Origin of the sequence: Gimesia alba (assembly GCF_007744675.1) — a bacterium.
In the GTDB taxonomy this organism is placed as follows: domain Bacteria; phylum Planctomycetota; class Planctomycetia; order Planctomycetales; family Planctomycetaceae; genus Gimesia; species Gimesia alba.
In genome coordinates this window covers 1,262,540-1,276,077 of record NZ_CP036269.1, presented here as the reverse complement: position 1 = coordinate 1,276,077, position 13,538 = coordinate 1,262,540, and the positions used below count along the sequence as shown (strand labels likewise).

Annotated in this window: 6 protein-coding genes; 5 read left to right on the top strand and 1 reads right to left on the bottom strand. The window is 48.2% G+C overall.

Translation table 11 applies throughout. The annotated features are described in order from the left end of the window. The first annotated feature begins 134 nt into the window (after nt 1–134). The 5 genes from Pan241w_RS04885 (at nt 135) to mnmA (ending at nt 9,991) form a co-directional block, all read left to right on the top strand. Nucleotides 135–2,588, top strand: a complete 2,454-nt coding sequence (locus Pan241w_RS04885; protein WP_145211793.1) for a PPC domain-containing protein — start codon at nt 135–137, stop codon at nt 2,586–2,588. A 99-nt stretch (nt 2,589–2,687) separates the two neighbouring features. Continuing rightward, nucleotides 2,688–5,327 carry a DUF1549 and DUF1553 domain-containing protein gene (locus Pan241w_RS04880; protein ID WP_145211790.1) on the top strand — a complete coding sequence of 880 codons (2,640 nt, stop codon included), beginning with the start codon at nt 2,688–2,690 and terminating at the stop codon, nt 5,325–5,327. Nucleotides 5,328–5,401: 74 nt separating this feature from the next. After that, entirely contained in the window at nt 5,402–7,534 is a 2,133-nt protein-coding gene (locus Pan241w_RS04875) for a c-type cytochrome domain-containing protein (RefSeq protein WP_198000326.1), read from the top strand. Nucleotides 7,535–7,684: 150 nt separating this feature from the next. Continuing rightward, complete coding sequence (locus tag Pan241w_RS04870; protein WP_145211784.1) at nt 7,685–8,692, top strand: cation diffusion facilitator family transporter; 1,008 nt, start codon at nt 7,685–7,687, stop codon at nt 8,690–8,692. A 189-nt stretch (nt 8,693–8,881) separates the two neighbouring features. Beyond that, on the top strand, nt 8,882–9,991 hold the full coding sequence (gene mnmA, locus Pan241w_RS04865) for a tRNA 2-thiouridine(34) synthase MnmA (RefSeq protein WP_145211781.1): 1,110 nt from the start codon (nt 8,882–8,884) through the stop codon (nt 9,989–9,991). A gap of 9 nt (nt 9,992–10,000) precedes the next feature. On the opposite strand, the gene Pan241w_RS04860 is transcribed toward mnmA, so the two are convergent. Next, the gene (locus tag Pan241w_RS04860) at nt 10,001–12,979 is read right to left on the bottom strand and encodes an MMPL family transporter (RefSeq protein WP_145211778.1); all 2,979 of its coding nucleotides are present in this window, start codon (nt 12,977–12,979) and stop codon (nt 10,001–10,003) included. Nucleotides 12,980–13,538: the final 559 nt, after the last annotated feature.

Sequence of the window (13,538 nt, the reverse complement as noted above, 5' to 3'; positions counted from 1 at the left end):
ACCAGACAATAAATAAACGAATTGATTGAACCAGAATTGTTAGTACGGGCTTGTTTGCTCGTGCTAACATTCTCGTTCAAGCGAAAAATAAAACTGATTCTCGAACATCAACATTTCCAAGGGGGGGAACCGTGATGCTGCAGAAGTACAGATCTGTTTGCACCGGAATTTTGACAATCGCACTGAGCCTGGTACTCGTGGATCTCGCTGGGGCTGCTGACCCCAGCCTGAATTATGTTCGCCCGCGAGGGGGACAACGAGGCACCGAAGTCAGTCTGACATTCATTGGAGCCCGGCTCTCCGATGCAGTCGAAATTCTGTCGTACAAAAAAGGGTTCGAGTTTAAAGAGATCAAAGCCAATCCCAAGAATGCCAATATCTGTACCGCCATCGTTAAGATTGCACCTGACTGTGACCTGGGTGAACACACCTTCCAGGTTCGCACGAAAAGCGGTGTCTCTGACTACAAAACATTCTGGGTCGGCCAATTCCCTGAAGTCGCGGAAAAAGAACCGAACAGTGAGTTCGAAACACCACAACCAATTGAATTGAACCAAACCGTAACTGGTGTGATCCAGAACGAAGATGTCGATCATTTTGTTGTCACCGCGAAAAAAGGACAACGCATCTCAGCAGAGATCGAAGGCGTTCGTCTGGCAACGACGCTATTTGACCCTTATCTTGCAATTCTCGACGAAAAGCGTTTTGAATTGAAAGCAGAAGACGATCTGCCACTCCTCAGAAATGACTCGGCAATTTCTGTAATCGCACCTGCAGATGGAAAATACACGATCCTGGTTCGTGACAGTTCCTATGGTGGAAACGGTGCCGCCTTTTATCGTCTACACGTCGGAACCTATCCGCGCCCTACTGCCGTCTACCCGGCTGGTGGTCAGTTAGCCTCAAAACAAAAAGTGACCTTTAAAGGGAATACCGTTGATAACCTTGCTCAGGAATTTCAACTGCCAGATAAACCCAACGATGAATTTGAACTTTTCGCTGCTGACGCTGGCGGAAGCGCTCCTTCTGGCAATGTCTTCCGTTTGTTCCCTCATGGTAATTCCATGGAACAGGAGCCAAATAACGAATTCAAACTGGCTTCGCCTGCCGCGCTTCCGAATGCCTTTAATGGCATCATTGAAAAAGAGGGCGACATTGATTACTTCAAATTTCAAGGCAAAAAAGGACAGACACTGGAAATCGAGTGCTACGCACGTCGCGTTCGCTCTCCTCTTGACCCGGTGATGTACCTTTATAACGCGAAGTCACAACGAGTCGCCTCGAACGATGATTCACGAGGCCCGGACAGTTACTTCCGATACAAATTCCCCGCAGATGGCGAATACTTCCTTTCGATCACCGATCACCTTAAACGCGGCGGTGTTGATTTTGTTTACCGTGTTGAGATGCTTCCTGTTTCACCATCACTCGAACTGGGAATTCCCAGAAATGCTCGTTATTCCCAGGAACGACAGCGTATTGTCGTCGCCAAAGGAAACCGTTTCGCGGTTGTGGTGAGTGCCAAGCGAACTAACTTTGGTGGAGAAATTGTTCTCGATTCATCCAACCTTCCTAAAGGCATCAAAATGGTCGCCGAACCGATGGCAGCCAATTTAACGACAATGCCTGTTGTTTTTGAAGCAGCCGCTGATGCTGCCGTGGAAGGCGAGTTGATTGCACTCAAAGGACGACACGCTGATCCTAACCAGAAGATTGAAGGCGTATTCAAAAACCGGGCTGACCTGGTTCGCGTCCGCAATAATCAATTACTGTGGATGAAAGACGTAGCACAAATTCCCGTCACCGTTGTGGAAGAATTGCCTTTCAAACTCGATATCGTAGAACCCAAGGCACCTCTGGCCCGGAGTGGTTCTATGCAACTCAAAGTTGTGGTTACCCGCAAAGAAGGATTTGACGAACCGATTACACTGCAGTTTCCCTTCCGTCCACCAGGAGTGGGTGCTTCCAGTCGCGTTACAATTCCCAAAGGAAAAAACGAAGCCTTCTATCCTCTGAATGCAAATAGCAAAGCTGAGATCAAGAAATGGAAAGTATTTGTAATTGGTTCGGCAAATGTGGGTGGTAATGCCTGGGTTTCTTCACAACTGGCAAATCTGGAAGTCTCCGATTCCTTCGTTGATCTTCAGCTGGCGCGTACTGCGGTCGAACAGGGAAAAGAAACTGAAATTATCTGCAAGGTGAATATGAAAAACCCGTTTGAAGGCGATGCCAAAATCAAACTGGTTGGTCTGCCTCCCAAGGTGACAACCGAAGACATCTCCTTTAATAAAGAGAGTAAAGAACTGATCTTCAAAGTAAAGACGGATCCTGCTTCACCTCAGGGACGGCATAAGAGTCTGTTCTGCCAGGTGGAGATCCCCATGAATGGTGAGACAGTCGTGCATACGACAGGTCGTACTGAATTACGGATCGACAAACCACTCCCACCGAAAAAAGATGAACCTGCTAAACCCAAAGTGGTCGCGAAAAAAGCGGAGCCGAAAAAAGAAGCACCTCCCAAGCGACTGACACGGCTGGAACAACTTCGCTTAGAAGCCCAGAAACGTCTGGAATCCGGTACTAAATAAATCAATAACCATTAGTTCGCTCAGTTTCTCAATAAAAGAACTCTTAGTTTATATCACTTTCCTCAACTAATTCCTGTTGACGAAAAAAGGTTTTCGATTATGTGGCGTCATCAAAAATTATTTCGTAGTGTTCTCTCTCTACTGTTTATTGTCAGTGGACTCTCTCTCACAGTAGCAGATGATAAAACACAACCTGCCAAGCCAGCTCCGGCAAAACCAGCCGCAACTCCGGCTCCTGCCAAACCTGCCCCGGCAAAACCGGCTGAAGTGAAACCGGCACCCGCGAAGCCTGCTGAAACAAAACCGGCTCCCGCGAAACCCGCAACGCCAAAGCCCAAGCCTGCTGCTCCGAAACCAGCGCCTGCCAAGCCAGCTCCCAAAATGGTGAAATTGAATGTTTATCCCCAGGACATCCAACTCACCACCAGCCGCGATCGGCAGTCGATCATTGGTCAGGCTGTTTATGACAATGGGCTTACACAAGATGTCACCAGCCAGTTACAAATCAAACCTGCTAAAGCAGGCATTGTACGGGTTGATAAAAACATGGTTTATCCCGCCGGAGATGGTGAAACTGACTTGCTTGCCAGCTTTGGTGGTGCGACGATCAAACTTCACTCAAAAGTAGTCAAAGCAAAAGAAGATCGCCCGATCAGCTTCAACCTGGACGTGATGCCCACCTTTATGCGAGGTGGCTGTAACACCGGTAGCTGTCACGGTGCCGCCCGTGGAAAAGATGGATTCCGTCTTTCTCTTTTCGGATTTGACCCCAAGGGGGACTATGATCGTTTAACTCGTGAACTTAGTGGACGTCGTATCAACCTCAGCCTGCCCCGGGAAAGTCTGTTGCTGGAAAAAGCCATCGGTGCTGTCCCGCATACGGGTGGTAAACTATACGAAAAAGATTCCGAACTCTACACGCAAGTGCTCCGCTGGTTAGAAGCGGGAGCTCCCTACGATGCAGGTGCAATTCCTACCGTCACGAAAGTTGAAATTTATCCCGAAGGCGGGGTCATGGACGGCAAAGGAACCAAGCAACAGGTTTCCGTACTCGCCTATTATTCTGATGGCACAACTCGCGATGTGACTTCGCTGTCTTCATTCTCTTCCAACAATGACAACTCGGCAACAATCACCAAAGATGGTTTGATTACGGCAAGTAATCGAGGTGAAGCCTTTATTATGGCCCGCTTCGACACACACACGGTCGGATCACACTTTGTTGTATTACCCAAGGGTCTCAATTTTGAATGGCCGAATGTCCCTGAAAATAATTACGTCGATACTTTGATCCACAACAAACTGAAAAAACTCCGTGTCGTTCCTTCTGAAGTCTGCTCCGATGCCGAATTTCTGCGTCGTGCCAGCCTTGATATCTGTGGCATCCTGCCCACCATCGAAGAGTTTAACCAGTTCGCTGCTGACAAGGATCCCAAGAAACGAGAAAAGCTCGTTGACAAACTTTTGAACCGCAAAGAATTCGTAGAAATGTGGGTCATGAAATGGTCAGAGCTGTTACAGATCCGCACAGTCAATAACCGGATCAGCTATAAGTCAGCACTATTGTACTACAACTGGTTGCAGGAACGGATTGCCTCCAACGTGCCAATTAATATCATGATCCAGGAAATCCTGGGGTCCAACGGTGGTACGTTCGCCAACGCCGCAACTAACTACTACGAAAACGAACGGGACACATTGAAAGTGTCTGAAAATGTAGCTCAGGTCTTCATGGGAATGCGGATTCAGTGTGCTCAGTGTCACAATCACCCATTCGACCGCTGGACCATGGATGACTACTACAGTTTTGCAGCCTTCTTCTCACAAATCGGCCGAAAACGGAGTGAAGACCCTCGTGAATCAATTATATATAACCGAGGTAGCGGAGAAGTTCGTCACTTGGTTGATAAACGTGTCATGAAACCAAAGTTCCTGGGGGGTGAAGCACCTGACACCCGTGGTAAAGACCGCCGCGTTGTCCTTGCACAATGGCTGGCTTCAAATGACAACCCCTACTTCGCGACCAACTTGAGCAACATTGTCTGGGCTCACTTTTTCGGTAAGGGAATCATCAACGAAGTTGATGACGTTCGCGTCAGTAATCCTCCCGTCAATCCGGAACTACTCAATGAGCTCGCGAAACGCTTTACAGAGTACAATTATGACTTCAAGAAAGTCGTCCGTGATATCTGTACTTCACGAACCTACCAGCTCTCAACCCAAACGAATCCGTCTAATGAACGTGATCTGACAAACTTCTCCCATGCAATGCCTCGTCGTTTACGGGCTGAAGTATTACTGGACTGTATCTCTCAGGTCACGAGTGCTCCGAACAAATTCCGCGGACTCCCCCTTGGTGCCCGTGCGGTTCAGATTGCAGATGGAAACACTTCTACTTACTTCCTGACAACGTTCGGCCGCGCCAAACGTGATACGGTTTGCTCGTGTGAAGTTCGCATGGAACCCAGTCTTTCCCAGGCATTGCATCTGTTGAATGGTGATACCGTTAATAACAAGATCGTCCAGGGTAAGTTTGTGGCATCTCGAGTGAAAGAGGGCAAAAAACCACTGGAAATTATTGACGAGATGTATATTTCCTGTCTGTCACGTAAACCTACTGACAAAGAATATTCATCCTTGATCCAGGTACTTGATGAAAACAAAAAAGACGAAGCCAATACGTTGAACGATGTGTTCTGGTCATTATTGAATTCCAGAGAATTCATCTTTAATCATTAAGCCAGCCCCTTGTATCAACTTGTCAACTTCAGGGAATTCCCATACGGAATCCCGCTTTGAATATGGTTATGACTATGAATAAATTATTTTCCGATCTCTGTTGTCATCAAATCTGCAAACCACTTGTGATTGCTGGTTTGATCGTATCAATGATGTCAGCAGCCGTAGTCGCTGAAGACAAAAAGCCAGCAGATAAAACGAAACCCAAAATCACATTTGACGAACACATCAAGCCGATTTTTCGAGCAAAGTGTTTCGCCTGTCATAACACAGACAAAAAAGCATCCGGCCTGGATTTAACAAACTACACCGGTTTGATGCAGGGTGGTGCTGCTGGCGAGTCAATCGAACCCGGAGATGCAGATGGCAGCTATTTATATATGCTGGTGACGCATGATTCTGAGCCTTTCATGCCTCCCAAATCAGACAAAATGCCCGACAAAGAACTCGCCTTGATCAAGGAATGGATTGACGGTGGTGCACCGGAAAATGCGGGCAGTAAAGTCGTCATCAAGAAACCAAAATTCGACTTTGCTTTAAAAGGAGCTTCGTCAGGTAAACCCCAGGGACCACCACCAATGCCGCCGCGATTGAGTCTGGAACCGGTTGTCCACACCAGCCTCTCGACAGCAGTCACTGCTCTCGCAACCAACCCCTGGTCTCCTTTAGCAGCGGTTGCCGGCCAGAAACAAATCCTGCTGTATAACACTAAAACGTTACAATTATTAGGCGTTCTACCTTTCCCCGAAGGCGTTCCTCACGTTCTCAAATTCAGTCGCAACGGTAGTTTGCTACTGGCCGGTGGTGGACATGCTGCTGCCAGTGGGCGTGTCGTTGTCTGGGATGTCAAAACGGGAAAACGTCTGTTTGAAGTCGGCGATGAACTTGATTCAGTCCTCTGTGCCGACATTAGCTCAGACCAGAGATTCATTGCTCTGGGAAGCCCCAGTAAAGTCATTCGCGTTTACTCTACCAGCACCGGAGAACTTGCCTACGAAATCCGTAAGCATACCGACTGGATGACCTCTCTTGCTTTCAGCCCGGATTCGGTTCTGCTGTGTTCCGGCGACCGCAATGGGGGTGCTTTTGTCTGGGAAGCTGCCACCGGTAGTGAGTACCTGACATTGAAAGGACACAAAGGCGGTATCACCGGAATCACTTGGCGTTCTGATTCCAATATCGTTGCCACCAGCAGCGAAGATCAGTCGGTCAAACTCTGGGAACTGGAAAACGGAAATAACATCAAGTCCTGGAACGCTCATGGCGGCGGGACTTCCAGTGTCGAATTTGCTCGTGACGGACGGCTCGTCACCTGTGGCCGTGATAAAGTCACCAAGCTCTGGGATCAGGCCGGGAAGCAACTCAGAGCCTTCCCTGCTTTCGCAGATATCGCTGTCGGCGTCACAATCTGCGATGAAACCAACCATGTGATTGCCAGTGACTGGACTGGAAAAATCAAAGTCTGGAATGCCGCCGATGGCAAAGAAGTTGGCGAGCTGACAGCCAATCCATTACAGCTTTCTCAACGACTGGCTTCAGCCACATCCAGTCTGCAAGCCTCTCAAGCTAACCAGAAGAAACTACTGGCTGCCGCTCAGGCAGATCAAGCAGCTGTCGCCAAAATCAATGCCAACATCGCAGCGACACAAAAACAGCAAACCGACCTGCAAAATAAATTAAACGGATTGAATTCGAATCTGGCAGCAAGTCAAAAAGCAATCACGGCTGCTCAGGCAAGTGCCACGAATTCGACCAAGCAAATTGCCGCAATTGAAGCACCGTTGCCCGCGATTAAAGAAGCATACGCGAAAGCGGTTGCCGTTAGTAAACAGGTCGCTGGCGACAAAGAACTGGCCGAAGCAGCGGCTAAATTGAAAGCAGCGATCGACAAACGCGAAGCGGCCAAAGCGGCCGAGCAGAAAAACCTGGCGACGCATCAGGCAACAGTGAAAGCCAACCAGCAAAAAGTGGCCCAGTACACTCCCCAGATCAAGCAGACCACCGATGCCGTGAACGCTGCGAAAGCCAAAGTCGCCGCCATTCAGAAATCATTGAAGCCTGCGACCGACAAGGCAACGGCTTCCCAAAACGCAGCCAATGCAGCAGCGGCAGCTTTGACCGCGGCACAAAATGAAGTCAAACGCTGGCAGGCCGAAATTGAATTCTCCAAGAATTCCAACAATGCCCAGGCAAGTGCTTCCAAATAAGTAAACCCTTGATTCATACGAAAGCCCCTCGAGTAAACAATCGAGGGGCTTTTTTTGCGCATCCACCAATGGCACTTGGTCTCTTATTCTGTTATTTTAATCCACAATATCACAGCGAGATCCTATCAGCATCAAAAGGAGCAGTTCAAGATGGCACAAGGCAATTCCCGGTTTGCAGTCGTTGCCGCATTAACGGGTAATGCAGTGATTACAGTTGCGAAAGGAGCCACGTTTCTGATTACCGGTTCTGGAGCCATGCTTTCCGAAACAATTCACTCCGTCGCTGATTTTTTGAACCAGCTATTATTACTCATTGGGTTAGTCCGTGCTGACCAGGCCCCTGACAAGCGATTTGAATATGGTTACGCCGGCGAGCGCTATGTCTGGGCGTTGATTTCTGCAGTTGGTATCTTCTTCCTGGGATGTGGCGTCACGATCTATCACGGTGTGCAATCATTATTTCATCCCCCCACACTGGATATGGGAGAAATGAAGTGGGCCATCGGAGCCCTGCTGTTTGCCCTCGTGATCGATGGAATTGTGTTTATACTGGCTCTGAAAGGGGAATGGAAAAATGCATCCAATCACGGTCACCCCTTTCATCATTACTTGCGACACGAAGCCGATCCGGCTGCTGTCGCTGTGATTCTAGAAGACGGTGCGGCCTGTCTGGGTGTGGTAATCGCGCTGATTTCAATCCTGTTAACCCAGTGGACGGGACATCATTACTGGGATGCGATCGGGTCTATTGGAATTGGGATCCTCTTAGGCGGCATCGCTGTCTGGCTCATCATTCGCAATCAGGAACTCTTGGTGGGGCCCAGTATTCCACCTCAAACAAAGCAGCAAGTCATTGGCATTCTCAAAAATAATCCACTGATCGAAGAAGTCATTGATCTTCGATCACGTATTCTTTCCATCGACAATTATCGAATCAAAGCCGACCTGAGTTTTAATTCAAAAGAACTTTCCAAACGCCTTAAAAAGAAAGCACTTGCCGCCTATCCTGAAATTAAAACCGAACAGGACTTCGAAAAATTTTGTCAGAACTATACAGAGGATGTACTGGAGACTCTGGCTGAAGAGATCGATAAAATTGAAGCCGAGATTCAACGGCAGATCCCGGAAGCACAACACCTTGACCTGGAAGCAAACTGAATGAGTACTGAGCCCGTGCTTGCAACTCATTCCTTTCAAGGAACAGTTTTGAGCCGATAGCCCGTCAATTTCAAATGAAATCGGCGGTTTCCTCCGTCTTCCTGCCTGTGATCGCATCTGCGGCCGCCTATAATAGTACGAGATGGTTTCTGATGTCTTCTTTCTAATTTTGCATTGAGTTTTCCTGATATGTCCCAGCGAGTCGTTTTGGCGATGAGTGGCGGTGTCGACAGTTCCGCAGCCGCTCATTTACTTTTGGAACAAGGCTATGAAGTCATCGGGCTGTTTATGCGGTCCGGTGCGACAGAAGAAACCGCCTGCACCGTCGAGGATAAAAATAGTCTCCCCGTGCTGAATGTGAAACCGCACAAGCAGGGTTGCTGCTCGGCCAGCGATGCCGCTGATGCACGCCGCGTTGCTGACATGCTGGATATCCCATTCCATGCGCTGAACTTCCAGGATGCATTTGGGCGTATCAAAGATTACTTCGCTGATGAATATTTAGCCGGCCGCACTCCCAATCCTTGTGTGATGTGCAACAACTGGCTTAAGTTTGGCAAACTCTGGGATTTTGCAGAGCAAGTCGGGGCGTCCTACATCTCAACCGGACACTATGCCCAGTTAAAATCGATTGCCGACGAAAGTCGCCCGGCGCTGGTGCGCGGCCTTGATCGCTCCAAGGATCAATCATATGTTCTATTTGGAATTCAACCGGACTTGTTGGAGAAAATAATCTTTCCTGTTGGTGGATTTGTAAAACCGGAAATCCGAGAGCTTGCAGGAGAAGCCGGCTTACGCACCGCCAACAAGCCGGACAGCCAAGAAATCTGCTTCATTCCCGACAACGATTATTTTGGTTTTCTCAATCGCTATCGTGGGCAACAGGAAACAGCGGGAGAAATGGTAGACACGCAAGGGAACGTCGTCGGCCATCATAAGGGTTACGAAAATTATACCATCGGTCAACGCAAACGACTGGGAGTGGCATTTGGAACTCCACGGTTTGTCATTAAAATCGAACCTGAAACGAGGCGTGTGGTCATTGGAACGCGCGATGATCTGGCGCGTCGAACATTAGAAGCCAATCGCAGCAACTGGCTGATTGATAGCCCCGGCTCCGAACTTCGCTGTCAGGCACAAATTCGTTATCAACACAAAGAAGCAGACTGTACTGTCGAAATTCTGGACGAAGATCGCTTCCGAGTCACGTTTGATGATCCAGAATATGGAGTGGCGCCGGGTCAGGCAGTCGTGCTGTATGAGCAAGATCGCGTACTGGGTGGCGGCTGGATCATGTAGAACCGGTCATCAGGCAGCCGCTTCGGCTTCCATTCGGTCACGATTCTGCCGCTTTTTCTTACGGTTGCTTTGTCGATCATCGACATCATCCATGCTCACGGAATCAGCGGCTTGTGAGCGATTCGAAATCCAGGTCAAAAGTGCCGGTAGAGTCACCAGCGAAACAAACAGACAACAACCGACGCCAATCACAAGCACCAGGCCCACGCTGTACAATCCGCGATGTGTTGCCACCATCATACTGCCGAAACCAATCATCGACGTCAGTGAGGTCATGACGATCGCATTAATCGTGCTGGGCGAAGTCTTGTAGTCGCCGCGTTTCATCCGGAAATCATGTACTACATGCACGCCATCATCGACGCCAATTCCTAAAATCAAAGGTAGTACGATCAAATTCGCCGGATTCAAATCGATCGAGGTCATCGCTAGAATTCCGAACATGACGATGCCTCCCACAACAGGTGGCAGCATCGTTAATAACATATGTCCGACACTTTGACGGTCTAAAACGAAAGCCACGCCAAGACACATGATCAAAAACAGGCCGATGGCCGCTTCCACGCTGATTGGTGTTCCTCGATTAAACAGAATAAACCAGGTACAAGTAGCCAGAATGATGGCTGGGACCATTGCCAATACAACATGGCGGCGGCTTAAATAATCGATTAACAATACTACACAAATCACGGCAAGAGCATATATTGAGGCAGTCTTATAACTGACTTTGATCTGTTGCGCTGCTTCATAGTTTTGTAGCGGCGTTCCCGTCACATCCGGATCAACAGAACGCACATCCTTGACAAACGCCTCCAGTGGCTCAATCTCCCAGATATGATCACGCGGGTAGATCTGAATCAGCCACTTTCCTTCGGCACTGACAAAACGAGAAGTCAATGACCGGGGAAGATCTGAAAAGCGGACTGGCGTTGAATCGGAAGCGCCATGCAGGGCTTTGAACTGACCTAATAAGGATGCTGTCGTACGATACTGAAACTCATCCAGAAATCGGGACTGCTGTGCCAGTGTCATCGATTCAAAATGGTTTAAAAACCGATCTAGTACACGCGCAGTTGATTGCGCTGTCGGGTGGTTATAGCGAGACAATAACACATAAAACTGTTCAAGCTTTCGCCCGATAACCGAGGGATTAAGACGATTGACGGGAGGAATATTGTGAGGTAGATGAGCCAGTTGAGCCCGAAACGACTGGACCAGCAAATTCGTTTTTTGAGAAGAATGAGCGGGCACGCGAGATGCCAGTTCTTCCACATGATGTACAGTGGGTAACGCTTCAAACTTTCGCCGTAGTACACGCGCTTCTTCAGGACTGTCAGCAACCGCGACAGCGAACAGCAGTGAATTCTGTGCGTCGTTAAAAATTCGTTTCTGTACCTCTACCGACTCCAGACCAGCCGCCTGTAGATTGAGTAAATTGTAATCATAGACTACTTTTGAAGACCAGCCATTGTCCGTTTTTTGAATCATCTGGCTACCACAAAAGGCAACCACTGCCAGCGATCCCAAAGCCACGCTTCGCGGAAACCGCACAATCATTTTTTGCAGCCATTTTCCCTGGAACGGAGTCGGCATCTGTTTGACTTCTACATCCCGATCGGCCCGCGACAAGAGTGCCGGCAAGACGATAAACGTTGCTACAGCACACAAAAGAATTCCACCACCGCCAATGAATCCGAGTTCGGCGATTCCCAGAAACGGAGTCAGTCCTGCACAATAAAAGGCCAAAGCGGTAGTCACAGCGGCAGCAACAATCCCCGTACCTACAGTGCGTGAAGTTTGCAGTAGTGCGGGTTCCAAGTCTTCACCACGGTGGCGCAGTTCAATATATCGTGCCAGATAATGAATTCCGAAATCAATACCCAGTCCAATCAGAATGACGGCAAATGAGACCGAGAGAATATTCAAATGCCCGATCGTCAATGTCGTGTATCCAAAGGCCCACGCCATGCCGACAGCCAGCATGATTAATGTCAACAATGGATGACGAATTCCTCGAAATCCGATAAACAGAAGTAAACCCACGCCAAGACAGGAAATGATCGAGGCATTGATCATATCCGCCTGAGACTTGCGCATCTCATCATTTTCTAGAACCGGAATCCCAGTCAGACTGATTTTTGCTTCCGGGTTCTCGGCTGCTACTTCACCGATAATGTTTCGCATCTTTTCAATGGCTTTGGTGGCCCCATCAAAGCCATCTTCCTGATGCACGGGAAAGACCTTGAGAAAGCCCATGGTCCCTTTTTCATTCAGCAGATAGATCACTTCCCGCGATCGCTCTCGCATACGTTCATTGACAGGAACGATTGAAGGCCAGGGGGACTGAAAATCGCTCTGATCAGCCAGATAGCGTGCCATGCTGGTTGAAAGAATCGCAGCATGGTTGAACAGAGGCTCTAACGACTGCTCTCTGTCAGCACCACGGTAACTGGTAGATCGTGATTGAATCTGATAACGCAATCGATCATAAAGTAAATCAACCTGCGTCAGATCCCAGCGTCCATTACGGTAAATGGGACCGTACTCGTCCAATCGCTCTAAACCCGCCTGCAACTGACGCGGCGTCAGGTATTGTAGTCCTTTAGATGGTAAATCACCGGGATTAATCTGATACAAGGGATTTTCAAATAATTCCGGATGCTGTTCAATCCGTTGCCCTAATGTCCGTAAGACAAATTTTATGGACTCAGGTGTATCCGACTCGACAACGCAGACGAGATCAGAAGAGCTGCCAAAACTCTCGGTATAATTGATCCATTTTTTATGAAAGGCAGCCGTGGGATCAATCAGATCTGCACGATCTGTTTTGAACTCCAGCCGGAATATGGTCAGTATCACACAACCAATGGAAAGGATCAGCGCAAACGACAGGCTGAGTTTGGAGTGGGTGACCACAAACTGGGTCATCGCAGCCAGTGTCTCGCTGAGAAACGACCGTTTCTGATTGTCGGAGGAGAGATTATCCACAGAACACTTCCGTGTGTTACTTAAATCGATCTCTCGTTCGATCTTAACAACCGGGTAGAAGTGAAGGGATCGAGTAAATGAGAGTGTTTACCGTATATGAAACAAATGATTTTACAGCAATATCCTTATTGCCTACAACATGAATCTTGTCACTATTAAAGATGTAAGTCTATTAAAATCAGATCTTTAATACATATAAGATCATATCATGTCAGATCATCGCTTGAATACATGCTATCGAGGAGGAACCTCCCCAAAACACGTACGTATTTTGCCCGATAACAAAGATTTCATCGGCTATCTGACGTTCTTGAGATCAACTTTCTCTGATAATCCACTGAAACCGACTTTAAATTTTTAAAAATCTAGCCAACTCTCAAAAAGGTTCAATTTCCGTAACCCTTTTAAAATTCAACCATTACAATTCAATCCGTATCATTCAGACAACTCCCTATCGGCATTTGGTTGAATCCGACTTGACCCAAATTTCAATATTTCATAAAAAACCTGCCCCATCGCAATGATTGGTCAGCAAGCCTTAGCTTTTCCAGACATTGCA

What these genes read in the sequence shown, in the direction of transcription:
- Pan241w_RS04870 (WP_145211784.1), top strand. Translation starts at nt 7,685, where the DNA reads ATGGCACAAGGCAATTCCCGGTTTGCAGTCGTTGCCGCATTAACGGGT.
- Pan241w_RS04875 (WP_198000326.1), top strand. Translation starts at nt 5,402, where the DNA reads ATGAATAAATTATTTTCCGATCTCTGTTGTCATCAAATCTGCAAACCA.
- Pan241w_RS04885 (WP_145211793.1), top strand. Translation starts at nt 135, where the DNA reads ATGCTGCAGAAGTACAGATCTGTTTGCACCGGAATTTTGACAATCGCA.
- Pan241w_RS04880 (WP_145211790.1), top strand. Translation starts at nt 2,688, where the DNA reads ATGTGGCGTCATCAAAAATTATTTCGTAGTGTTCTCTCTCTACTGTTT.
- mnmA (WP_145211781.1), top strand. Translation starts at nt 8,882, where the DNA reads ATGTCCCAGCGAGTCGTTTTGGCGATGAGTGGCGGTGTCGACAGTTCC.